At 37.7% G+C, this 25122-nt stretch carries 24 protein-coding genes; 9 read left to right on the forward strand and 15 right to left on the reverse strand.

From position 1 onward, the window contains the following. The first annotated feature begins 52 nt into the window (after window positions 1-52). Window positions 53-196 (forward strand): hypothetical protein, encoded by a 144-nt coding sequence (locus tag FLK20_RS21690; protein ID WP_194165656.1) that lies wholly within the window; start codon window positions 53-55, stop codon window positions 194-196. Window positions 197-308: 112 nt separating this feature from the next. Here FLK20_RS21690 and ileS read toward each other — a convergent pair whose 3' ends face one another. Then, on the reverse strand, window positions 309-3386 hold the full coding sequence (gene ileS / locus FLK20_RS16940) for an isoleucine--tRNA ligase (protein ID WP_370453203.1): 3078 nt from the start codon (window positions 3384-3386) through the stop codon (window positions 309-311). A 568-nt stretch (window positions 3387-3954) separates the two neighbouring features. On the opposite strand from ileS, the gene FLK20_RS16945 reads away from it, so the two are divergent. Then, complete coding sequence (locus FLK20_RS16945; RefSeq protein WP_152657780.1) at window positions 3955-4887, forward strand: D-2-hydroxyacid dehydrogenase; 933 nt, start codon at window positions 3955-3957, stop codon at window positions 4885-4887. 384 nt (window positions 4888-5271) lie between these two features. On the opposite strand, the gene FLK20_RS16950 is transcribed toward FLK20_RS16945, so the two are convergent. The 3 genes from FLK20_RS16950 to FLK20_RS16960 form a co-directional block, all read right to left on the reverse strand. Beyond that, window positions 5272-6177 (reverse strand): alpha/beta fold hydrolase, encoded by a 906-nt coding sequence (locus tag FLK20_RS16950; protein ID WP_194165657.1) that lies wholly within the window; start codon window positions 6175-6177, stop codon window positions 5272-5274. Between the two features lie 110 nt (window positions 6178-6287). Beyond that, window positions 6288-6575, reverse strand: coding sequence for a hypothetical protein (locus FLK20_RS16955; protein WP_152657782.1), 288 nt, complete (start codon window positions 6573-6575; stop codon window positions 6288-6290). 56 nt (window positions 6576-6631) lie between these two features. After that, window positions 6632-6880, reverse strand: coding sequence for a hypothetical protein (locus FLK20_RS16960; RefSeq protein WP_194165658.1), 249 nt, complete (start codon window positions 6878-6880; stop codon window positions 6632-6634). 233 nt (window positions 6881-7113) lie between these two features. On the opposite strand from FLK20_RS16960, the gene FLK20_RS16965 reads away from it, so the two are divergent. Continuing rightward, window positions 7114-7737, forward strand: coding sequence for a TetR/AcrR family transcriptional regulator (locus tag FLK20_RS16965; RefSeq protein WP_152657783.1), 624 nt, complete (start codon window positions 7114-7116; stop codon window positions 7735-7737). 96 nt (window positions 7738-7833) lie between these two features. On the opposite strand, the gene FLK20_RS16970 is transcribed toward FLK20_RS16965, so the two are convergent. The 5 genes from FLK20_RS16970 to FLK20_RS16990 all read right to left on the reverse strand — a co-directional run bounded on the left by FLK20_RS16970 (window position 7834) and on the right by FLK20_RS16990 (window position 12096). Further along, complete coding sequence (locus FLK20_RS16970) at window positions 7834-8109, reverse strand: hypothetical protein (protein WP_152657784.1); 276 nt, start codon at window positions 8107-8109, stop codon at window positions 7834-7836. Between the two features lie 239 nt (window positions 8110-8348). Next, window positions 8349-9845 carry a PH domain-containing protein gene (locus FLK20_RS16975; RefSeq protein ID WP_152657785.1) on the reverse strand — a complete coding sequence of 499 codons (1497 nt, stop codon included), beginning with the start codon at window positions 9843-9845 and terminating at the stop codon, window positions 8349-8351. Further along, entirely contained in the window at window positions 9842-10336 is a 495-nt protein-coding gene (locus FLK20_RS16980; protein WP_227995102.1) for a PH domain-containing protein, read from the reverse strand. Before FLK20_RS16980 ends, FLK20_RS16975 begins: the two co-directional genes overlap by 4 nt. 153 nt (window positions 10337-10489) lie before the next feature. Continuing rightward, entirely contained in the window at window positions 10490-11401 is a 912-nt protein-coding gene (locus tag FLK20_RS16985) for an ABC transporter ATP-binding protein (protein ID WP_152657787.1), read from the reverse strand. Next, a complete protein-coding gene (locus tag FLK20_RS16990) occupies window positions 11401-12096 on the reverse strand; it encodes an ABC transporter permease (protein WP_152657788.1) in 696 nt (231 codons plus the stop codon). Before FLK20_RS16990 ends, FLK20_RS16985 begins: the two co-directional genes overlap by 1 nt. Before the next feature lie 155 nt (window positions 12097-12251). On the opposite strand from FLK20_RS16990, the gene FLK20_RS16995 reads away from it, so the two are divergent. Beyond that, a complete protein-coding gene (locus tag FLK20_RS16995) occupies window positions 12252-12968 on the forward strand; it encodes a response regulator transcription factor (protein WP_227995104.1) in 717 nt (238 codons plus the stop codon). Then, window positions 12965-14716 (forward strand): sensor histidine kinase, encoded by a 1752-nt coding sequence (locus FLK20_RS17000; RefSeq protein WP_152657789.1) that lies wholly within the window; start codon window positions 12965-12967, stop codon window positions 14714-14716. Before FLK20_RS16995 ends, FLK20_RS17000 begins: the two co-directional genes overlap by 4 nt. Window positions 14717-14907: 191 nt before the next feature. Here FLK20_RS17000 and FLK20_RS17005 read toward each other — a convergent pair whose 3' ends face one another. Next, window positions 14908-15996 carry a citrate synthase/methylcitrate synthase gene (locus tag FLK20_RS17005; protein WP_152657790.1) on the reverse strand — a complete coding sequence of 363 codons (1089 nt, stop codon included), beginning with the start codon at window positions 15994-15996 and terminating at the stop codon, window positions 14908-14910. 110 nt (window positions 15997-16106) lie between these two features. Here FLK20_RS17005 and FLK20_RS17010 point away from each other — a divergent pair, with 110 nt between their 5' ends. Beyond that, window positions 16107-16988: a LysR family transcriptional regulator gene (locus tag FLK20_RS17010; protein ID WP_152657791.1), complete on the forward strand. Its 882-nt coding sequence runs from the start codon at window positions 16107-16109 to the stop codon at window positions 16986-16988. Between the two features lie 37 nt (window positions 16989-17025). Further along, window positions 17026-17469 (forward strand): GNAT family N-acetyltransferase, encoded by a 444-nt coding sequence (locus tag FLK20_RS17015; protein ID WP_152657792.1) that lies wholly within the window; start codon window positions 17026-17028, stop codon window positions 17467-17469. Between the two features lie 188 nt (window positions 17470-17657). On the opposite strand, the gene FLK20_RS17020 is transcribed toward FLK20_RS17015, so the two are convergent. The 3 genes from FLK20_RS17020 to FLK20_RS17030 form a co-directional block, all read right to left on the reverse strand. Beyond that, window positions 17658-18875 carry an ABC transporter permease gene (locus tag FLK20_RS17020; protein ID WP_152657793.1) on the reverse strand — a complete coding sequence of 406 codons (1218 nt, stop codon included), beginning with the start codon at window positions 18873-18875 and terminating at the stop codon, window positions 17658-17660. Next, window positions 18853-19575 carry an ABC transporter ATP-binding protein gene (locus tag FLK20_RS17025; RefSeq protein ID WP_152657794.1) on the reverse strand — a complete coding sequence of 241 codons (723 nt, stop codon included), beginning with the start codon at window positions 19573-19575 and terminating at the stop codon, window positions 18853-18855. Before FLK20_RS17025 ends, FLK20_RS17020 begins: the two co-directional genes overlap by 23 nt. A 216-nt stretch (window positions 19576-19791) precedes the next feature. Next, window positions 19792-21267 carry an MDR family MFS transporter gene (locus FLK20_RS17030; RefSeq protein ID WP_152657795.1) on the reverse strand — a complete coding sequence of 492 codons (1476 nt, stop codon included), beginning with the start codon at window positions 21265-21267 and terminating at the stop codon, window positions 19792-19794. A 465-nt stretch (window positions 21268-21732) separates the two neighbouring features. Here FLK20_RS17030 and FLK20_RS17035 point away from each other — a divergent pair, with 465 nt between their 5' ends. Next, window positions 21733-22269, forward strand: a complete 537-nt coding sequence (locus FLK20_RS17035; protein ID WP_152657796.1) for a GNAT family N-acetyltransferase — start codon at window positions 21733-21735, stop codon at window positions 22267-22269. Window positions 22270-22409: 140 nt separating this feature from the next. On the opposite strand, the gene ymzB is transcribed toward FLK20_RS17035, so the two are convergent. Beyond that, window positions 22410-22760 carry a protein YmzB gene (gene ymzB, locus FLK20_RS17040; protein WP_152657797.1) on the reverse strand — a complete coding sequence of 117 codons (351 nt, stop codon included), beginning with the start codon at window positions 22758-22760 and terminating at the stop codon, window positions 22410-22412. A gap of 129 nt (window positions 22761-22889) precedes the next feature. Beyond that, on the reverse strand, window positions 22890-23060 hold the full coding sequence (locus tag FLK20_RS17045; RefSeq protein WP_152657798.1) for a YfhD family protein: 171 nt from the start codon (window positions 23058-23060) through the stop codon (window positions 22890-22892). A gap of 477 nt (window positions 23061-23537) precedes the next feature. Between FLK20_RS17045 and FLK20_RS17050 the strand changes: the two genes are divergently transcribed. Beyond that, window positions 23538-25061: a Na+/H+ antiporter NhaC family protein gene (locus FLK20_RS17050; RefSeq protein ID WP_152657799.1), complete on the forward strand. Its 1524-nt coding sequence runs from the start codon at window positions 23538-23540 to the stop codon at window positions 25059-25061. Window positions 25062-25122 lie beyond the last annotated feature (61 nt).

A 25122-nucleotide genomic window follows, 5' to 3' on the forward strand; every position in this document is an offset into this window, starting at 1 on the left:
GTACGATTGATTTTTATATTTTAATTATTGCTGGTGTGATTGGTTTATTGATGTGTATTCTGTCGTATCGTTGATTCTTACATTGATTGTAGGCGGAGATATGGAGCAGAATTTCCAGAGAGCCATGATTGTTTATGGTTCTCCAATGGATATTTTATTTGCTTCACCGATTGCTATTGTTCTGGTACTGGTATGATGTATTGATAAGTCCAGTTTTGTTTCGTTTAGATGCTAAAGTCAATTCATCTGCTTTCTTATCTAGAGGAAACATCGAAAAAAGCAGATCAAACAATCTGCTTTTTTCCTCATTAACCCTGAATAAATAATTCTATTTCATATCCTTCTACTTTATATGGTTTCATATCAACCTTTTTCTCAAAGTGGATAGAATCAAGGAGGAGATGCTTATGCACCAGCTTATCAAATTTTGTTAAAATGCTTTGCAAAGCTATATCCGAATGCACGAACAACTGCACACGCTGTTCAACGGGCAAATTCAATTCTTTGCGATAGGTCTGAACAGCACGGACAAATTCTCTGACAAAGCCTTCTTCTTTTAATTCCTCTGTTAAGCGGATATCCAACAGCGTCATAAATGTATTTCCTTCTGCTAATGCAAATCCATTTGTTCCTTGCTTTTCGATAAACACATCCTCTGTTGCCAAAGTGATGGTTTCTCCAGATTGCAGGGAAAATGAATATTGTTTGTCTGTCATAAATTTTTCTTTTTCAGCGTGAGATAGTGCCTCTACTTTATTTTTTAATTCATTGACAGCTTTGCCGATCTTTGGACCAGCAACAGAAAAGTTTAATTTAAAGACGAAATGTACGAGCTTATTATCTGTCCACTTGAATAGCACATCTTTGATATTTAGCTCTTCCTTGATAATCGATTTGTAGTTTGTTAATGCAGACAAATCGATATCTTCTTTTGATATTACAATCAGCTGAGATAATGGTTGTTTTGTTTTTATTCCAACCGTATTTCGCAGGGAACGCCCTTGCTCAATAATCTGTAATACAGCATCCATATCCTTTTCGAGGTCTGTATCAATTTGTGTTTGATCAGATGCCGGATAATCAGACAGGTGGACACTCACACCAGTTAAATCAGAGTATATTTCCTCTGTCACAAATGGTGTATAAGGCGCCATGATTTGCGTGAGCCTGGTCAGCACTTCAAATAAGGTATGGAATGCAGCCCGTTTATCCTCCGTCATTCCTTCACTCCAAAAACGCTGCCTGGAACGTCTGACATACCAGTTGCTGAGTTCATCGATAAATAACGAAATCGCTCTGGCACCTTTGGTAATATCATAGGCATCCAAGCTTTGAGTAACCTCTTGAATAACGGTATGCAAACGGGAAAGAATCCATCTGTCAAGCATGGTTGGATTGCCATCTGATTCTTTTTCAGGCTGAAAGTCATCGATTTTCGCATACATCTGGTAGAAGGAATACACGTTTAGCAATGTATCCAGCACTTTTGATTTAGCCTGACTGACTGTCTTTTTGGAAAAACGTTTATTATTCCATGGGGAGCTGTCAGCAAGCAAAGCCCATCTGAGTGCATCCGCGCCAAATTCATTGATTAGGTCGATCGGTGATAGGGCATTTCCTTTACTCTTGGACATTTTCTGTCCGTTTTCATCTAAGATATGTCCTAGTGACAGCACACGTTTGTAAGGTGCTTTACTAGTGAATAAGGTGGAAACGGCCAATAAACTGTAAAACCAGCCTCTTGTCTGATCAACACCTTCGATAACAACATCAGCAGGGTATTGGCTCTGGAATAACGCTTCATTTTCAAAAGGATAATGATACTGGGCAAAAGGCATGGATCCACTGTCAAACCAGACATCAATCACTTCACTCGTACGGTACATTTTTCCTCCGCAGTCACAGGCAAAATGGATGTTATCTACATAAGGCTTATGCAATTCAATATCCTCAGGGAGCGGATCGACAGAAAGCTCCCGTAATTCTTTGATAGAGCCTGGGGATTTTTGAGCGCCGCAGTCATCACAGACCCAGACGTTAAGCGGCGTTCCCCAGTAGCGGTTTCGCCCGATATTCCAATCGACCATATTCTCTAGGAAGTTGCCGAATCTGCCTTCTTTCATATGAGCAGGGAACCACTCGACGCCTTGGTTGTTCTCTATCATCTTTTCTTTTACTGCTGTTGTCTTAATAAACCATCCTTCCATTGCATAATAGAGAAGGGGAGTGTCACAACGCCAGCAATGCGGGTAGCTGTGTTCATATTTTTCTTTATCAAATAGAAGGTCTTTTTCAGCAAGCATTTTTATAATGTCTACGTCACAGTCCTTGACAAATTTTCCTGCAAGCGGCGCAATCACATCTTTATAGCGTCCTTTTGTATCGACAACCTGGATAAAATCAAGGTTATTTTCCTGAATTGCTTTATAGTCATCTTCACCGTGCGCCGGAGCTAAATGAACAATGCCAGTTCCGCTTGTATCTGTAACAAAATCAGCACCAAGCACCACATGACCATTAGAAACTGTTATAAAATCAAATGGCGGATGATAGGAGAGGCCAATTAAATCCTGCCCTTTGATAACTTCCAAAATATGATAACCTTCCTTCATAACATCCCGGGCTAACGGTTTCGCCACGATATATACGTCGTTTTCCTGTTGCACACGCACATACTCCATTTCCGGATTCACAGCAAGAGCCACATTGGCTGGCAGTGTCCAAGGTGTTGTGGTCCAGCCTAACAGATACTCATTATCTTTCCCCGCAATCTGAAACTTGGCAGTAGCAGATAAATCTGTAACAGCTTTATACCCTTGAGCCACCTCATGGGAGCTTAAGGACGTCTCACAATGCGGGCAATAGGGAACAACACGATGCCCTTGATATAAATAATCCCTCTTATGAATATGGGAAAGGATATGCCAGACCGATTCAATATAGTCATTATTCAGTGTGACATAAGGGTTTTTCATATCGACCCAATACCCGAGCGCCTCGGTGAATTGCTTCCATTCATTTTCATAGGTAAAGACACTTTTTTTACATTGCGCGATAAAATTTTCGATACCGTATTCCTCAATCTGTTCCTTGCCGCGGATGTTTAATTGCTTTTCAACCTCCAGCTCAACCGGCAAGCCATGGGTATCCCATCCTGCTTTTCGTAAAACCTGATAGCCGGACATGGTTTTGTATCTTGCTACAAAGTCCTTTATAGTTCTGCCAAGTGCGTGACCCGCATGAGGCAGTCCGTTTGCTGTCGGCGGCCCCTCGTAAAAGACAAAGGTTTCTCTGCCTTCTCTGTTGGAAATAGAACGCTGGAAAGTATGATCTTTCTTCCAATGATCTCGAATTTTTAATTCACGTTCTGAACTTGATTCCTTCAATTTTCTCACCTCTTCATAAATTTAAAAAAATCCCGATTCTGCGCAGGGAGAATCGGGATGCATCATTCTTGATAAAAATAAAAAACCATCATAAGCAGTGGTTTTCGGAATGGATTTTCACTACGTACTATCATACGCGTTCCGGATATCGGTAGAATGCCGTCAAAGTTTAATTTACTGTCTAGTTCCAAGCGCCAAAAACGAGGAGATTTCACGTCACGCCGTACGATAAGTCAACATCGGTTCGTCACCTCACCGTGTTTCCTTTATCTCAGTTGTGCCGCTCCAATCTCTACGTTTTTAAACGGACACTTTCCACTTTTCTCTTCAACTTTGCTTCTCAGGGAGGATTTTCATTATCTTTCTTAACGTTGACTTTCAGCACAGGGTCAACTCTCTGTAGATAAGAGGGAGATAACTACTCTGTCCCATCATTGAATTTGATTTTAAATTAATCACAATAGTAAACGATTGAAAATAAAAAGTCAACCTGTTTCAAAGACTGGCTTTTTAGTGAATCGGTAAGTAGACTGTATAATATGAAGTAGAAGTAAAGGAGGCAGACTAAATGGATATTCAAAAAATAATTATTGTCAGTCCTATGATAAAGGAACTGGCAGCATACTTAGAACATTATAATCTGGATAAAGAATTCCGTTACTTAACAGAAGACACTTTAACAGAAGATGATTTGGAATGGGCCGATGCTTTCTGCGGCTTTCAAATCAAGAAAAACACAGACTACAGCAAAGTAAAGTGGGTACATTCTTTAGGTGCCGGTGTGGATGGATTTTTGTATAGTCAGGATTGGGATGAAAATGTACTGCTAACACGGACCGTTTGCTCGTTTGGACAGCGTATTGGAGAATATTGTTTAAGCTATATTTTAAAAGATGTCCAAGCCCATCAGAAGTTTGCAGAGCAGCAGAGCGAGAAAGTATGGCGCCCAATTACCCCTGAATTATTGGGTGGGAAGCAGGCGGTTATTTATGGAACAGGTGAAATTGGGCAAAAGGTGGCTGGAATTCTATCGGCATTTGGAATGAAGGTTCAAGGTATTTCTTTAAGCGGGAAACCGAAGGCAGAATTTCATCAAGTAGCAGCTATTGATTCGCATGGATCGGTTATTAAAGAGGCAGATTATGTGATTAATACTCTGCCATTGACAGACAATACAGCAGATTTCTTTGATAAAAACCTTTTTGAGCAGGTGAGGAGGATTGGATTTATCAATGCTGGCAGGGGAAATTCGCTGGTTGATACGGATTTAATGGACGCGCTAGAAAAAGAACAGGTGCGGTTCGCTGTGCTGGATGTTTTTCGTGAAGAGCCATTACCTGCATCGCATCCTTTTTGGAAGCATCCTGACATCACAATAACACCGCATATATCAGCTGTGACGACAGCAAAGGAAGCGGTGGATTGTTTTGTTGATACGCTAAGAAGGGTTGAATCGGAGCAGGTATTAGAAAATAAGGTAGATATTCGAAAAGGATATTGAGGATAATGTTATAGTTGAAAAGCTGAATGAAAAACTTAATCCCTCAGCTATGCCGGGAGAATAGAGTAAGCAGTAGTGGTACACCGAACATAAAAAAAGCCTCCTATGCTAGAATGATAATGGTGTCGCAAGCCAATATCAGATGAATAGGAGGCGGTAATATCAATAGTTCAAGTTTATCACATACAAAATGGAAATGCCGATCTCATATTGTCTTTATCCCGAAGTACACTATTTGAAATAGTGGTTGCTGAACTATTCTCATTACGATATGCCTGCATTTTAATATCCAAATGAAGGAACTGCCAGCTCGCTTTAAGCCAACTGCTGAAATAGAACGGCGTATCAACGGCTGTTTGGTTGATACGCCTTTTGACTTTGAAATCACTTATAGCTACGGAAGTCATGTATAAGTTGAGTTATTTCATCAATAACTAGCTGAGGCTGATCTAAATGGATATCATGACCGGCATTCAAAGCAAAAATCAGCTTAGCATTTTTATAAATATCTGCCTGCTCCATAATCAATTGATGCCAGGTATCTTCCAAAAGTTCAGCTTCCTCTTTTGGAACTCCGTCAGCAATATGATTTGATAGACATTTTTTCTTATCTCGACCAATAATGGTTACTGGAAATTCTCCTTTAAATGATAAAGATTTAATGATGGAAGCATCCTGTTCCCAGCTTGTGATTTCCTGAAGCATTGTTTTATATAATGAAGGATTTGTATAGAATGCAATTAATTTCTCTTGTATATAGTGTGGCAGCTGTTTTTGTTCTTCTGTTAAAATAGGATCTAACTGTTTAGAAAGCTCCTTGGGAGATAAGGCGGCATATTCTTTACACTTTTCAATCCAGGCAGCATCCGAATCATTTTCATCGAGATAGGGTAAATCTAATTGGTCCAGCCTGTGTAAATCAACAGAAGTCGAATCCAGGAGTAATAAACCTCTTATTCTGGCTGGATATAATTTTGAAAAATGCTGTGCACACAGTCCGCCATAGGAGTGACCAATAAGAATGATAGGCTCTGTTATATTCAATTTGGTTACTATTTGCATAATTTCATTTGTAACATTTTCGGTGGCTCTTGTAACATCTATGTATTCGCTGCCGCCTAATCCCGGACGATGATACATGATAATTTGATATTTTCTTGCCAACGCAGACGATATTTCCTCCCATTCATAAAAGGGAGACCCCATTCCAGAGAGTATACATATTGTCGGTTTACTTGTCCCTTTACATAGAATTTCCAGATTCTGATCGTTTATATTAATCAAATTCATAAATGCACCTTCCTTGAAAAAAGTCGGAATATTCATTTTTTATATAATACCAGTTTAACACATAATAAAGCAATATTTACGAATACAGCTATGTAAAATTAAGAAGGTATTCACCCTCTTAATAGTCTTTGGTTTAAATTTACATTTGATACATCATTAGAATTTTCGATCCAATGGCTGTTCCCATGTTGAATCAAATCTTCAAGCTGTTTGATAGATCTCTTAAATTCACTGTTCGTAATTTGTTTTGTGGACAGAAGTGTGCAGAGCATAGCGTAGGCTATAGGGGTGGTATCAACTATTACCTTTACATCTACATCTGAATTACCACTATGGCTGACATGGGAAGTGGTTTCAATAGAATCAGCAAGAGATAAATTTCTAATCTTTTTCTTCAAATCATCACCGCCTTGAATACATGCTGAGGAACTAAGAAATCCCTCAGCATATAGTCTTAATACTTTCTTTTGCGATCATCCGAATCGGATTTAACATCTACATAAGAATTGCCGCTGTTACTTATTTTTGCAATAGCAAAATTTCGGTTTTTGTTTCTAAGGTCGTTGTCATTATCGTTATCGTTGTCATTGTCTACATAAATATCACTATCAAAATCGACATCCGCGTCGGCATTAGCTCGAGAAATACTCCAGCTTTGGTTTCCATTCTCATCAAAATTTCTTGAGTTATATTTTCTCCACATTTTAATTTCCTCCTTTAATGTAAGTTCTAGATATCTATATTCAAAAAGGGATTTAATGGATTGGCGGTTGTCTTGAGTGAAATGTTGATTTTATTAATTGTTGGCTTGAAAGCAGCTTATCTTGATATCTTTGTATGTATTTGCACTTTAGCCTGCTTCATAGTAAAGTGTTGATATAACAACTGTTATCGCATATATAGATGATAGTTAAAGTGAATAAGAGGCGTGATAAGATGACAGATAAGGAACCTAAATTAACGAAAAAACAAATAGCAATATTAGAAGCTGCTACGGAATTATTTGCAGAGCAGGGGTATGCGGGAACTTCAACAAGTGAAATTGCAAATAAAGCAGAGGTCGCAGAAGGAACCATTTTTAAGCATTTTAAATCGAAAAAAGGACTGCTGCTGGCCATTGTTTCGCCAATGATGGTGAAATTGATTGCACCGATGATAAAAAAAGACCTGAATAAGGTGCTTGATCAGGAATTTGAATATTTTCAGGATTTTATTCGGGCAATGATTGAAAATCGAAAAGAATTTATCCAAAAGAATCTGCCAATGCTGCGTATATTAGTGCAGGAAATTCCTTTTCACACCGATTTGAAAGAACAGTTTATTGAATATGTTGGTAAAGAAATTTTTGCCAAGCTGCGGGAGATTGTCAAATATTATCAAGACAAAGGTCAGCTGGTTGATATGGAGGCAGATACGATTATACGAACTGTTGCTACATCTATTCTATCGTATATTGTGGCACGTTATGTGTTTCTTCCGGAAGCCAATTGGGATGAGGAAGAGATTGAGACAGAGAGAATTATTCAAATATTGGAAAGTGGTATTATACGGAAAAAATAATGGGAAATATCTTTGTTTTTCTACTGCAAATATCCCCGGACCTCGATGTGGATGTGAAGGTTTGGGGATAGTTAGATTTTATCAAAAGAAAAAATCTTAACTTCTTTTTCTGCGATTTTCCTTTATTGGATATATAATGAAATAAAAGATAATCCCTGTTAAGAAGGAAAGAATGCCTCCAAATAAAGATAGCTGAGAGTAAAGTCCGTCTTGACTTGCCTCCGTTGTAAATAAACCAATTCCAAAGATATTGGTAAGCTGAGTTATACTTAATATATCAATTAATTTCAGGATTAATGGTGAAGAAAGGATAATCAAAATATAAATCAAAACAAAGCAGAAACCATATAACACACTCTGTAGTATTTTCATTTTGATTCGCCTTCTTTCAATAAATAATTTAACGCTATTTATTGGATGCTTCACCATTTATATACCCTGAAATGATTTATGCTACACATACATGAAGCGTTCTTCAAGCTGTTTTTCTCATACATGAAGAGAAGTTACAGATTTTCCAAGCAAGCAGATATGATATGGTTTCCTGTACCGTAAGAAAGCCCTTTAGGGGGATTGGAGAATGTGCGTCACTTAGATAAAACTTCTCTTAATTATTCTTTTAACATATACCATGTATAAAAATCCTTACACCATTCAACTGGAAGATGATTTATTTTTGTATACATGACAGGCTTTGCATGATTACTTACCATAACAGAAGCCAGTCCAAGCTTTTGTTGTACGATATTGCTTGTCAGCTGTAATTCTGCTATCTTATCTTTCTTTGACAGGAAAAGTCTTGTGTTAAACCCGCCGGTCTTAAACTGTACAAATTGATTGTTCACCGTATAGCGAGTCTGATAGAAATGAAGCAATCCTGACACCATTATCAATATGAAAATAAGGGTTGAAAGTATCCACCAGGGTATTTCAAATCCTAAAAAGTCAGGTCTGAAATAATATAAAAATCCTGTAGCAATCATCCAAAGCCAGCTAGGTTTTAATATCTGAATCCATACAGCTTTTTTAGGCAAGCGATTCATTACCGGAGTTACCTGATAAGATGGTAATATCTCATGAATCATCGTATAAGCACGTTGTACGGGAAGAAATGGATAAAGTCTGTTAGCTTCTAAATCATCACTGCCTGTATCTCCAGCACAAATCAATTTTACTTCCGCAAGACCAAGGATTCTTTTTATTAATGACTGATGTACACTGACAGCTTGAACATTTGCTTTGAACAGGCTGAAAGTGGTTCTCTCCGAAAATCCTTGCGTAATATAAATCTTCTCGAAATCAGAAGCAATTTCATATTTACCGTATCGAAATATTGTTAGAATAATGCCGCCAGCGATAGCTGCCAGTATAATTAAAATTAGCGAGAAGAGAAACATCCACCACGGCCAGGAGTGTAAGATATTCGTGAAAGCATCTTCCAGCTGTCCTCCAATAGGAAATACTTGTATAAGGTTTGACATTAGTGACCATGCAATGGGAATCACTGCAATAAAACTAAATGATGCCAGGGCAGCTTTGAAAATATCATATTTTGTTGGCGAGAAATGGATGATTTCATACTTATCATTTTCTTTTTTGATTTTAACAGTTTCATTTGCTTGATCAAGATCTTCTTTATATGAAATCTCTGTACGATTATCTTTCTCATTTGTACGAATTTGTTTTTCTATTTCCTGTGCTTCTTTTTGAGTCAGAACATGAAATGTAACTGTACTATTATCTCCTGCAGTACTGGTTTCCAGTGTAAGTGAGGTTATGTTGAACAGGCGATGGAATAAAGTATCTCTCCGTTTGATATGTTGGATATTTACATAAGGCACGGTTCGGCTGCTTGTTATCAGGAGACGCCGGTTTAGCTGCAGGTTTTTATTTTCGATTTTATATTTACTTGTAGCCCATCTAACCGGGATAAATAACAGAACAACCAGAAATAACAAAGCGATTGCAAAACGTCCATATGTAAACAGCCAAAATCCGGAACTCGCCTGAACAACAAATAAGAAAATGAATAAGAAGAACGTATTTTTAACAAGGTGCCAAACATCATAAAGCATAAGCAGTGGATGATAATGTTTTTCTTGATTCATGCTTCTGGCTCCTTTACATTTGCATAACTAGCAATTTGTTGGCGTACTTCCATTGCTTCTTTCCCATGTAAAACTGGAATAATGTGCGTGGTCGTTATTGTGTTCACCTTCACCTTATAAAGATTATATTTCCTTAATAATGGACTCTGGTGAATGGATACGGCTTGTATTTTAGCCATCGGTATAATTTGATGCTTTTGATAAATCGATCCCGACTTTAATTGTAAAAACTCCTCATTAATTCCAAAACGCCAATACTTATAACGCCTTTTAATTTTAAAAGGAGAGAAACTCATATCGATAACTGTTAAGATGATGAGTCCAATCATTATCAGGCCTATCCATTCTTTCCATGAAAAATAATAGGAAAGATAGAGTGATAGAGCAAATATAAATAAGCCGATAATATTCGACAGGATGTCATTAATAAGCCAAACTTTGATACTTTCTTTGGATAGACTGCGTTTTACGGATGGAATATCTTTTATCAAATTCAATCACCTTTCGTTCTTCCGCTTTATTTGGCAGTTAAGAAAGAATGTTTATACTTTCTTAACTGCATAAGTGCAACTAAGGTTGCCACCTGAAAACTTGGTAACAACCAAGTTTTCGAATAAAATCGTTCTAAGTTATGCCGACTTTGTTTACTCTAAATTTAGAAAAATTTCCTCAAGTGACGGTTCTTCTACCTCTAGCCGGAATACATCTATGTCCTGCCCTACAAATAGTTTATTTACTTGCGGAATGAGTTCCTTTGATGGCACAGTGATTTCTGAAACAGTTTCTCCAATTTGGATTTTCACGGTAAGCCCTGTGAAGGAAGTCTGCAAGCGTATCTGCTCTTTTTCAGAGAGGGTGCGATGATGGATATGAATCACAATGTTCTGTTGATACTGTGCCCGCAGCTGCTCCATCGTTCCCTGAGTTTGAATGCTTCCATGGTTCATTATCGCAATTTCATCACATAGCTTCTCCACTTCATATAAATTATGAGATGTTAAGAAAATCGTCGTTCCTTGTGCAGCAATTTCCTTGATTAAAGAATGGATATTTAAAACGGCATTGGCATCCACACCGGATGTTGGTTCATCAAGGAAGAGCAGTTTAGGCTGATGAATGATGCTTTGGGCAATTCCCAGTTTCTTTTTCATTCCAAACGAGTAATTTTTCACTTTTATATGCATAGCCTCCTCTAAACCGACTTGTGAGAGAACACGTAGAATATCCTGCTTGGAAAGAGATTGTTTTAATAATTTCTGAAAGTAGTTTAAATGACTGAATGCAGTCAGATCATCATAGAATGTGGAGTAATCCGGCAGTACGCCAACTTCTTTTTGAATAGACTCCAGTCTGTTTTCAGAATGCCCTAAAACTTTAAAGGAACCGGAACTGGGTTTAATAAGTCCGGTTACCATATTGATGAAAGTGGATTTACCTGCCCCATTTTTACCGAGAAAACCAAATATCGCTCCCCGGGGAATGTGTAAATCAACCGAATTGACAACGGTTTTCTTTCCATATGTTTTGGTTAACTGATTTGTTTGCAGAGCATCCATTATAAATCCCTCTTTCTAAAAATAAATAAGCTTAATACAATAAATAAAATGGGGAAAAACGCTACGAAATAGGTATAGTAATGATCGTTTTCTTCCTGCATGTAGTAAAAATAAGGTGTTACGTAACCGAGTGTTTTAATAAAAAGGTTATCTGTCCCTGTACTCCATAAACCAAGCACCGGCAATGCAATCGAAATAATGATTCCTAAAAACATACTTAAAGATGGCTTTGAAATGATAGTTGATAGAAACAGCGTCAAGCCGATAAAGTAAGATACAAAAATAATCGCTTGAATCAGATTTAAAACAGAAAACGATTTTGAAAATGGAATGATAAGTAACAAAGCAACGGTAATACATACAGACCAAAATAAAAAGCTTCCGATAAATTTGCCGAGGATAATATTACTCCGGCTTGTCTTTGTTGCTAAAAAACGGATGGTTCGTGTATCTATTTCTTTATTGACAATGCTGTGGGATAAGCTGGTTACAAACAAAGGCGCAGCTAAAATCAATAAAAGCATTAATCCCATCACATAAGCATCCTGTCCAAGCCCTAATTCCTGAAGGGGCGCTTCAAATTGGCGGACTAATCTGGCAGCTCCCACTGTTACACCAAATAGTACGGCAATAATTAAAATAGAGCGGATACTTGTAAATAAACTTCTAAATTCTCTTAAACCGACTGTAAACATAAATAAAATCTCCTTCTCACGTTTCTTGATTATTACTCTAGCAAATGCAGCTGTCTTCCGATTGAACAGAACTTTACCAATAAATAAAAAAAGCTTTGATTTGTTCAACTGTTGGTAAACTTGCTGTGTTACGATACCTATTGGAGGTGTCATATGTGGAGGAACAAACAGATATTTTGATCGTGGATGATGAAAAGGCAATTGTAAATATGCTTGAAATGATGCTAAAGAAGGAAGGATTTCAGCATGTACATAAGGCTTATACAGGGAGGGAAGCTATTGATATATTAAAAGAAAATAAAATAGCAGTGATTATTTTGGACGTGATGCTGCCGGATGGAAGCGGCTTTGATTTTTGTCCAAAAATCAGAGAGCTTACGGATGCATATATTCTCTTTTTGACCGCAAAAGTGTCGGATCTGGATGTATTGACGGGTTTTGCAACAGGGGGAGATGACTATGTTACCAAACCATTTAACCCATTAGAAGTAGCGGCAAGAATCAAAGCTTATTTAAGAAGGTGGTCAACCAGACAAGAAACCTACACACTTGAAAGGTCCGATAAATATGACTTTGGCCATTTTACATTGGATGAAAGCGCAGGAGAACTAACGGTTAATGGAGAAAGTGTTCCATGTCCGACACAGGTCTATTTACTGCTTCTCTATTTATGTAAGCATCCGAACAGAATTTTTTCCAAAGCGGATTTACTGGAGGCTGTTTGGGGTTTTGAGCATTATGCAGATGAAAATACCGTATCGGTACATATTAGAAGAATCAGGGAAAGAATTGAAGTGAATCCAAGTAAACCGGAATTCCTGCTGACTGTTCGAGGATTGGGATATAAATTGGTGAAAGGGAAGGTCACATGAAGAAATTACGGAGCCGGTTGTTTTTTCATTTTTCGATTCAGTTTGGTTTTATTTCTTTGTTAATGATTGTTGTGGTTGTCTTAGCTTTTTTTATCGGGTTGTACTACATTTCCATGGAGGAAAGAGAAGCGGATTATTATCAAACGCAGTTAGAGGAACTTGCAATTGAAGTTGGTGACCCATACGAATATAAAGAATTGGGAAACTATATTAATGATGTATTACCAGAGAACATGTGGCTGCAAATTATAGATGAAGAGGGAAAAGTGATTGAGTCTGAAAATGTGCCTGAAGATTTAAAAGAGAGTTATAATAGTTTTGACATTGTACAAATGAAGGAGAGAGCGCAGCTGGGGGAGTTTGCTATAAAATACACATTAGAAGAACCTTTGTATGCAAATGGGAACACATATTTATTTGTATTAGGTTATAAAGATCCGGGAACTCTCCTGCTGAATGAGATGGTAGAAAATGTCAATACCAACGGCAGTATTCTGGAGGCAGACCAACCTGAGGTAGAAGAAAAATTAAATCAACTTGAAGGAACACTTGCTATTTATGATGAAACGGGTAGTTTGGTTCAACAGTTTGGCAGTAATGAACAAATGGAAGAACCGCCATTGGAAATGATTAGAAGAGAGACTTCACCAGATTATTTCTCTGAAAAACAGTACACCTTCTTAGATAGAGATTCTAGAAACTCGTGGATTTTATCTGTGCCGAATGAGCAAAATCAAGATTTGCCATTAACATTGTATAGAAACATTACACTGGGATTTGGTGTTTTAGCTGGAATGATATTGTTAATAACACTCTTTATATCTTTTTGGAGCAGTTTTCGATATGGAAGCCCTCTGTTTATTTTTGCTAATTGGCTAAACCGGATGGGAAATGGCAGCTATGAAGAAGTCCTGACAGAGCAGGAAAAGAAAAAAGTATATCGTAAAAACGGCAAATTAAAAAGAAGGTATAAATTATATAAAGAGGTTTTCCAGGCATTTGATGATATGGCAGCAAAACTGGATGCGTCTCGAAAAGAAAGAGCGCAGCTGGAAAAAAGCAGAGAGGAATGGGTCGCAGGGATTTCCCATGATTTACGTACACCTTTAACTACGATGGAGGGCTATGGACGACTGTTGGAAAATAAGGAATATGACTGGTCGAAACAGGAGCTTCAGGAGATCGGAAAGACAATCTATGAAAAAAGTGATTATATGGTTGATTTAATTGAAGACTTTACGCTCAGCTTTCGGTTGAAAAATGATGCCAGCAGCTTAACTTTTAGCTTAATGAATATCAATGAATATATGGAACAAATTTTGGTGAAGTTTCAAAAGGATATAGCCTTCAAGGACTATCCGGTTGTATACGAATCCATTTATCCGGATAGAAAAATAGAAATCAATGAGCGGCTGTTTGAAAGAATGATAGATAATCTGGTATATAATGCCTGGAAGCATAATCCACCTGAAACAGCTGTTAAGATAGAGACAGCTGAATTTGAAGAAGGTAAAGGATTGGAAATCAGAATTATCGATAATGGAATTGGAATGGATGAGGAAACACAAAAGCATCTATTCACCCGCTATTACAGGGGAACAAACACAGAAGAGAGAAATGAAGGGACAGGGCTTGGCATGAGCATTGCTTTACAAATTGCTAAGCTGCACCAGGGAACGATTTCTGTTCAATCAAAAAAAGACCTGGGCACCACCGTAATAGTGTTTTTGCCATATGATAGGGATTAATTAAAGGGGCTGTTGCACAATGAGGTAATTGATTGTGCAACAGCCCCTAAATGTGATTATAAGAAAATATCATTAGGTAGCAATCCATATTGAGAATCTATTGTCGAATTAAGGAGCTTAAACTGAACTTGTAGCAGCGTTGACTATAGAATCCGTATAATAAAACGAAATCAACATTTAATGCTTTTTAATTAAATATTCCCCGGTCCAGTATATTCAGAAAGAGGCCGGAAAATCCGATTGTTTTCTGCCTGTTCAAGAACATGAGCACACCAGCCGGCTGCTCTGCTTGCAGTGAATGTTGGGGTATACAGCATCTCAGGCAGATCTACAGCCTTGAATACAGCAGCTGCATAGAACTCAACATTTGTATAAAGTCTCCGTCCAGGTTTATATTCTTCCAGCAGACGGATGGCTGTATCTTCCACGTGCCTTGCAAGTAAAAACCAATCATCATCCGCTGATAAACCTTCCGTTACATCTCTTAATGCTTCAGCCCGGGGATCATTGGTTTTATAAACACGATGACCGAATCCCATCAGCTTTTCTTGTTTGTTCAGCTTGTTTCTAAGACAGTCCTCGGTATTTTCCATCGTTCCTATATCGTTTAGCATCGAGATAACACCAGTCGGTGCACCTCCATGCAATGGTCCCTTCATTGCACCGATAGCTCCGGAAACGGCAGAAAACAAATCAGATTCAGTAGATGCAATCACTCTTGATGTGAATGTGGCAGCATTCATGCCATGTTCTGCTGTAAGGATAAAATAAGCATTCATCCCCCTTACATGTGCATCTTTTGGTTTTTTACCAGTAAGCATATATAAATAATTAGCAACATGATCTAAACGATGATCCGGTGGAACAAATTCTAAATGATGTAAAGATCTGTAACGATAGGCAAGTATGGTTGGTATCACAGCTGTTATGCGGATTGCCTCTTCTAATGTCGGCGGCCATTCCGGTTTCGCCTTTAATGCAGATATGCATGTTCTTAAAACAGCCATCATTTCCATGTCTCCCGGTAATTCATCAATCATACGAACGATGTACGCCGGTAATTTCCTTGCTTCATGAAGCTTCTTTTTTAATTTTTCTAATTCATTTGGACCGGGTATTTCCCCATACCAAAGTAAATAGACAACCTCTTCAAACGTATGATTGCGAGCTAATTCATCTGCACGATCGCCACGAAAAATCAAGCGGCCATTTTCTCCGTCAACAGAGCTCAAATTGGTCTGTGCTGCGATAACACCTTCAAGACCAGGCCGAAAATCCATAAAACCCCTCCAATTTTATTATTGTTTATATTATAAATGAAATATATAATAATGAATATTAGTTATTTATTCAATAAAAGATTAAAAATCATAATCAATTGGGTGATAATATGAATATAAATTGGTTGCGGACTTTTATCACAGCTGCAGAAACTGAAAATTTCAGAAAAACAGCAGAAAAGCTGTACATGGCACAGCCAACTGTAACAGCACATATTAAGCAGCTTGAAAGAGATATAGGCACACAATTTTTTAGGCGATCTGGACGAAGTATCGTTCTTACAGAAGCGGGGCGCCGATTTTTACCTCATGCGCGATCAATATTGTCCTCCTATGACCGGAGTACACACGATTTACTGGCCTGGGAACAAGGTTATAAAAGAAAACTGAACATTGCTGTTTCGCCATTGCTGGCTGTCACGATTCTTCCGTATATTGTTAGACAATTTATGGAGCGGCATGTAGATGTTGAAGTTACCGTGCAAGTAAAAGATTCTAAAGAAATTAGTGAAATGATTGAAAAAGGAGAAGCTGATCTGGGGCTGCTACAGATGAAACCTTTACAAAAGACATTATTTGTGAAAAAAATAAAAGAAGATGATGTAATATGTGTATGTCCACATGACGGTGGAGATATAGAAAGCAGCCCACCTATTGATGTCCGCAATCTATTCGAAAATCAGACATTGTTTACTTATAACCATCCAGAATATTGGGATGATCTATTAAGTGCCATCCATGCAAAGTATCCTAAGATACGTACGATGGTTGTTACACAGGTTCATATTACGAAAAGATTTATTGAAGAGGGGCTGGGTTTTTCTTTTCTTCCAAAAATATCTTTGAATCGGGAACTGATGGAAGGACGTTTGCTGGAAGTAAGAACACCTGAATTAAAGCTTCCAAAGGCATCTACTTATATCATTATTCGTGAGGATACAGAAGAAAACAGGTTGTTTCAAGTTTTTCTCAAAGAATATTTCTCATACTAGTATTACAAATTAGAGGATTAAACAGGAGGAAATACAAATGGAAGCATATCAAGCAACAATGGAAGATTTAGAAGGAGTATCGAAGTTATTCAATCTGTATCGTGTGTTTTACCAACAAACATCAGATTTAGAAGGTGCTAAAACGTATATAAAGCAGCGTTTAGAACGCAAGGATTCAGTGATATTTGTAGTTAAAGATAATCAAAGATATGCAGGATTTACCCAACTTTATCCGACATTTTCATCCATATCTATGAAAAAGACATGGATATTAAATGATTTGTATGTAGACGCTGAAGCAAGAAGAAAAGGAATAGGAGAAATGCTTTTACATAAGGCAAAAGATTTTGCTATGGAAACTGGTGCTAAAAGTATTAGTTTGGAAACAGCACCGGATAACGATGCCTCTCAAAGATTATATGAAAAAAATGGATACATCCGGGACTCGCAATTTTATCACTATGAATTAGCTTTGACTTAATCATTATTTGATCCAGTATTCAAATTTAGAAAAATGGAATAATAAACAGATTCTTTATTGGTACCCATATAAACAATAGAAAAACTCTTTCCCACGAAAGCAGGGAAAGAGTTTTTCCTAAAGTTTTCAGGTATTAAAACCTGAATTAGTCTATCATCAAACCGCACCATACAATAAGCACACTATTTTCACACCTTCCGATAACGCCGCATTCCAACAATATTCAGCGTTACAAAAATGACAATAAATAAAATTAAAATGGATAAAGGAGCGATTATCTCTCCAAGCGTGAACCCTTTTAAAACAACATCAATCATCGTATTTCCTGCATAATACAATGGCATAATCGGTGCAATCCATTGCAGCCAAGGTTCCATTGTATCTACATTCAGCATTCCAGAGAAGAATATCTGCGGAATAATCACGAGTGGAATGAATTGAATCATCTGGAATTCGCTGCTGACAAATGTAGATAATAGAAGACCAAGCCCAAGTGCAACAAAGCTTAATAGAATATTGATAATAAACATGTTGGTAATGGAGCCGACGATTTCCATATCTAAAATATACACAGAATATAAAATAATAACAGCTGTCTGCAGGATAGCAAAAATCCCATATCCGAATAAATAGCCGAATACTATCTCAGACTTTCTAATTGGTGTAGACAGCAATTTCTCCAATGTGCCGCTGCTTCTCTCCTTCAGCATGGACATGCCGGCAATTAAGAAGACAAAAAAGAATACAAAGAAGCTGACTAAAATCGGATTTAAAATTTCAAAAAAAGTATAGCTTTCATCGCCGTAAATATATTCAACAGTAATCGGGTCTTCATCCATATCGATTTCGGAATCGATGTCTGTATCGATATCTGTGTCATCCATGTCCATATCTAAATTTATATTCATGTTCTGTGCCACTTCGGGTGGAAGCTGTTCCATCATCTCATGGATACTTTCTATCATATCCTCTACATTTGCTGACATGTCTTCCATATTCGTGATCATGTCATCGATATTATCGGAGAGATCATTTAAATTTGTTTCCATTACTGCCTGTGAACTGCCCTGGATAGCAGGTCCTTCATCCATCGGGTTGTCATTGAGGATGGTTAATGTCCATTCTCCGGCTTTCTCCTCCAAAACAGCACTGGCATTTCCTTCCTCCAGATAAGATTTTATATCCATCGCTTTTTCTTGTTTTACAATCATATCATTGTCTTCCAAAATATCGATCACTTCATCACTGACATTGACAGCAGCAATGGTTACCTCATCATCCGGGTCCGGAAAAATATAATTCAATAATGTGATAACAAAAATAGGAGCCAGAAATAACAGGGCAAGGGTGCGTTTATCACGGAGCACCTGTTTGCAAATTCGTTTAATTAACTGGAGCATTCTCATATTCTTGTTCCTCCAATCTCAAAAAGACTTGATCAATATCACTGACACCAAAGTTCTCCAGTATTTCCTGAGGGGTGCCGCTTGCTGCAATTCCTTTATTTTTCATTAATAACAGCTGGTCACATTTCATGGCCTCATCCATAATGTGCGTGGTGATTAACAGGGTACTGTCCTTTTTTAAATCATGCAGCTGATCCCAGATGTTTAATTTGAGAACAGGGTCGATCCCGACAGTCGGCTCATCTAAAATCAAATATTCAGGCTGATTAATCAGGGCGATAGCGAGAGATAGGCGACGTTTCATTCCACCAGAATAATGCTGGACTAATTTCTTTTTATGCTGTTCAAGCTGGACGAGATCGAGTGTGGACTGAACAGCCTTTTTGGGAATTTTCCTTCCGTACATATGGGCGAAAAACTGGATATTTTCTAGACCGGTTAAATCATGGTAGAGTGAATCACTTTGTGCCATATAGCCGATTTTGTTTAAGAGCTTGCGGTTTGGGACAGCTGTATCATCTATCTGGATGGATCCAGTATCATATTTTTCCATTCCCATCAAGCATTTAATCAGCGTTGTTTTACCAGTACCTGATGGACCAATCAAGCCGGTAATTTGATTCGTATCAATATCTACAGACACATCCCGCAGAATAGTTTGTTTTCCAAAGCTTTTGGACATGTTGCTTATTTGTATCATTTTTATCTTGCTCCTCTCTAAAATAAATAAAGTGAGTAATCACTCATTATAATAACAAAAAAATAAACTGATGGCAATTCTTTTTTGGAAAATCAGGAAAAATGAATCAAAGCTGTTGATACGGGGTGAGAAGCAGGATACTAAAAAAAGCTGTTCCAGTATCCTGTTCATACCGATTGTAATCATCATTTCAGGTGCTGATGAAGTGTAAATCTCTTATTGATCGGATATGACATCTTTCGGGAAAAACCATAGAATCACAAAGGTCAGACTACCTATTAAAAACAAACCGAAGAACACGGTATGAAATCCATAAGCTAATCCATCCTGCATCAAAGCGAGTATATCTGGCGGGATGGTTTCTCTCAAGCCTTCATTTAAAACAGCATCTGTATCTGGCATAGTCTCATCGATTGCCTGCAGCTGGTAATATTGGTGCAGGCGCAGATTCAGGATACCGCCTAAGAGAGCAGTACCAATCGCGCTGCCAATAATGCGCATAAACATATTTAAAGATGTAGCCGAACCTCTTACTTGCCAGGATACATTATTTTGAATGGCAACAATAAAGGTTGTCGAAGTCAGCCCCATACCAATTCCGACGATAAAAGAACTGAAACCGGCATAAATGGGCCCTTTTTCCGCATCAAGCAAGAAAAAGAGAAACGTGCCGGCAAATAATGCGATACCACCTAGAAATGCTGTTTTGCGAAAACCGATCCGTAATACCAGGTGTCCGGCAATGGTGGAAGAAATAGGCCAGCCAATGGATAGGGTACTTAAAGTAAAACCGGCAACAATAGCAGATTCTCCCATTACTCCCTGTACATAAGTAGGAAGGAAGCTGGTTAAACCTAAAGTAATCATGCCGGAGAGCAGGGTGGCGATATTGGCAATGACCATTAATTTATTTTTCCATAAATCTAAAGCCATCATTGGTGCAGTACATCTTTTCTCCTGCCATATAAATAAAGAGATACAAATGACAAACAGGATGATCAGTCCAAGTGTTTTCAGAGACATCCAGGCCCAATTTGTTCCGGCTTGAACAAAGATGATAATCAGCGAAGATATCGCTATAAAGAAGAAGCCTGTGCCAAGATAATCGATGGTTTTCTTTTCTTTATCCACTTTTTCATGAAAGAAGAAGATAACCCCGGTTAAACCGATTAGACCTATAGGGATATTAAGCCAGAATATCCAGGCCCAATCCATGTATTGGACAATCATTCCCCCTAATAGTGGCCCGGCAACGGAGGATATTCCCCAGACACTTGCCAAATAACCTTGTACTTTAGCGCGTTCTTCTATGTTATACATATCTCCGACCATGGTTGTTACCATCGGGTTAATCGCCCCGGCACCCAACCCCTGAATAAGCCGGAAGATAATAAGGGCAGTCATTGATTCTGCCAATCCGCATAATAAGGAACCAGTCAAAAAGATAATAACACCTATGATAAAGACAGGCTTGCGGCCAAATAAGTCAGCCAGTTTGCCGTATATCATAATTGTCACTGCCTGCATTAATAAAAAGCTGGAAAAGACCCAGCTGTACAACGTAAATCCGCCTAAGTCGGACACAATGTCTGGCATAGCGGTGGCGATAATTGTTCCTTCAATCGCCGACATAAACATAGATAATACCAGAGCAATCAGTACAATAGGCCGTTTCGTTTGTTTATGTATCATCGGTTTCCCTTCCTTTATTATCAACTAATTGTTTCTTTAAAATGTTATAATCATCTTGAAAACAGGAGGTGCTTTCAACTGATAGAAATTAACTTCCTTAGGGAATTTTGCTTTATAATCTAACTTTATTGTAGCAGATGTTTTCTTAATTTTGTCAGACAAGGGCTGTTGATGAATCATCTGAAAATATCCGGGAAAACGGCAGGAATACTGTGTCAGCACAGGAATTCTATCTCCTCTAGGTTCCAGGTATTGCAGTGAAAAACAAATTTCTTATTTTACACATTAGGAAAGTATAAAATTTTAGCGACGGTTTTTGATGGGACGAGTAATCGCAGTCCCACAGAAGTGATTTGACGTAGTAAAAATTTTTAGGTGCCAAGTATAAGCGCAACTAAGGCAATCCCGCGCCTTTCAGGCTTGGCTTGCCAAGTTTTATTTAAAATAGAAAGAAGGGAATGGATAATGAATCTGCCGGAAGTAAAATGGAGGGAGTTAAAGCTGGAGGACGCAGCAGATCGTTACAGGTGGTGCTTAGATAAAGAAGTAACAAGATTTTTAAATGTTCCTGATACATCCCCGCCATTCACTATGGAAGAGACAGAGAATTGGATTAGAAAATGTATAGATAAAACAAATGGTTATGAACAAAAAGCAATTCTCACTGGTAATGGAAAGCACATTGGCTGGGTGGATTTAAAAAATATTGATACATTCAATAAGCAAGCTGAACTGGGAATTACTATTGGGGAGAGAGAATTTTGGGGGAGAGGATATGGAATAGCTGCCATGATGGCTATGCTGCAATGGGGATTTCAGGGATTAAATCTCCATAAAATTTGGTTAAGAGTAGATATGGATAATCAAAGAGCGATTAAGTCATATAAAAGATCGGGTTTTGTAGAGGAAGGCGTTCTAAGAGAAGACCGTAAAAGAGGTGATGGATTTGTTGACAGGTTAAGAATGAGTATCCTACAATCTGAATTCTTTAAAGAGGGATAAAGCAGTATACTTAAAAAGATTTGATATTCAATTATTGGTAAACGAAAAGCTATCCGTAAAAATGACACAGTACCTGTATTTTTAAAAGAAATGATTATTTCTTAACAACAATAAAGGGCTGTACAGCCCTTTATTGTTGTTTAAGTCAATTCAATCTTATAGACTCCCCGATCTGTTGTAATAAAAAATTTTTTGCCATTAAATTCATATAAGGAATCCTCCTGTAAGGGGATTTCATAATTAGATGATGGAAGTGGCTCATTGTCCATCGCAGTCAATATTTCTATTTGCCCGTCACCGTTCAAAAGTAAACTGTGTTTTGGTATATAGCTGTCGATTCTGCGTATGTTCTGGTCATAGGATATACTTTGCAGATTTATTATCGTTTGATCGATATCATCTATTTCGTGTTTGGTAATTTTGATTCTTTTTCCGTTCCATTGTTGAATCAGCGCATCAAACTCTTCAATAGATAAAAAGCCATTCTCCATAGAACCATCCCTCCTAAGTATAATTTTTCCTGAATTCAACGGAAATATGCGGGGAGGGCAGTGGAAATAAAGGGGGAAGCACAACAAAGCGATTCCATTTAGTTATGAATCGCTTTGTTGCGCTATGAATTATTTCTCATGTGCCCGTTTATCAGCAGCGCGGCTTCTTGCTTGAGCTTCTCTATCTTCTGCATCAGCAAGTTCATCTGAAAATTCGACATCAATACCATCTGTTTTTTGATTTTGAGGAGTTTGTGATAAATCATTATTTTTTCTCTTTTTATGCTCATCTCTGCCCATTTAGATCACTCCTTTTTAATTGTATTGCAAAGTTAGTCTGTTGTTGTCAGAACCGGAAAGTTAAACATTGCAGCAAATCAAACATCTTTATGTGATGACAATCATACTGCACCTGTATTGTTCACAAACAATAGAAGGAAACCTGTGTCGATACATCTGTATTTTTGACCGCTTTACTATATTTATTCATTTTATTCTGGAAAAAACCATCATATGTAGATGACTGCTTCTATAATAAAGAGAAAATAACTAATAATTATTCAGAACCACGAATAATTATTAGTTATTTGGATTCATTTATTTTTCTCCTTTCCGTGGTAAAATAGGGAGCGTATATAGTATATTGATTAGCAATTATTATAGTTAGGAATCCATATTTGTTTTATGATATTACATAAAGTAGACAATGAATATTTATTACAGATATCATTCATTCGTAAATCGTATGGTAAATGTATCAGGAGAGAAGGGAAAAAGATGGAACACATGGGATGGTTAGCGCTTCTTCCACCAGTTTTGGCAGTTATTTTAGCGATTATTACAAAAAACGTTATTATTTCATTATTTTTAGGAACTTTTGCTGGTGTTCTTATTATTGTAGGGGGAAATCCATTAACGGCGACAACAGAAACAATAGGTAATTTCTTATTTCCGCAAGTAGCGGATGGCTACAATGCAGCTGTGCTTGTACTGTTGTTTTTTATTGGCGGCTTTGTTGCCTTAGTGGAAAAGTCAGGAGGTGGAGCCGCACTTGCTGCAAAGACAGTTAAATCTATTAACTCCAGGGTAAAAGCACAGCTGTCCGCCTGGTGCGGCGGGTTGATTATTTTCTTCTCAGATTTAGGTACACCTTTAATTGTTGGACCTATTTTTGAAAAAATCTTTGATAAAGCAAGAATATCCAGAGAAAAATTAGCGTATATCATTGATTCTACATCTTCACCAGTTGCGGTATTAATCCCTTTTATTGGCTGGGGAGTATATATCATGGGGCTGATCAAGAGTGAATTTGACGGATTGGGAATTACGGCATCAGAATTTGACACATTTGTGCAAGTTATTCCGTTTCAGTTCTATGCTATTTTAGCAGTTTTAATGGTACCGTTGATGGCTGTTTTAAAATTAGATTTTGGGTCTATGGCTAAAGCAGAACGAAGAATTAGAGAGACTGGTCAGTTGTATTGGGAGAATTCCAAACCGCTGCGCAGGTCAGACAATGAAGCAGATGCCAATCAAGAAAGTAAAGCTATTTTAATTTGGCTGCCTTTATTGGTATTGTTTATTACTTTATTCGGCTTACTATCAACAAAAGGTTTTCCTTTTGAACCGGTAGATGGAAATGATTTCCGGGTATCTTTAATAACTGCTTACTTATTTGCAGCAATTACTATTTTTATTTTATTAATGGTTTTCCGTTTGAAAAAGTTTGGAGAGATTTTTGATATTTATACTTCCGGAATGCAGAAGATGGTCTATGTTGCTGTGACACTTGTACTTGCATGGTCGCTCGGGACAGTGATTGGTGAGATGGGGACAGCAAATTATATTGTAGAATTAATGCAGGGGAGAGTTCCGGCATTTATTATACCAGCGTTGCTGTTTGTTATTGGAGCAATTGTTTCTTTAGCATCCGGTTCTTCATGGGGAACATTTGCGATTATGCTTCCGATTGCTATTCCAATGGCAGTAGCGCTTGATGCACAGCTGCTTGTCTGCATCGGTGCTGTACTATCAGGTGGGATTTTTGGAGATCACAGCTCGCCGATTTCTGATACGAGTATTTTATCATCAACCGGAGCTGGCTCAGATCATATTGATCATGTGAAAACACAGTTTCCATATGCGTTGACCAATGCAGTAATTGCGTTAATCGGATTTATTGTTGCTGGGATGACTGGCAGCCCATGGACAGTATTATTAACGGTTATACTGCTTGTTTTAGCAGTATTTACCCTATCTAAGCTCACAAAAAATAAATATGAATCGAATATAAATGTATAGCAAAAACATGTCTTGCCGGCGATGCAAGGCATGTTTTGGTTTGTTTTGTATAATACAATAA

Origin of the sequence: Oceanobacillus sp. CFH 90083 (genome assembly GCF_009389585.1) — a bacterium.
In the GTDB taxonomy this organism is placed as follows: Bacteria; Bacillota; Bacilli; order Bacillales; family Amphibacillaceae; genus Oceanobacillus.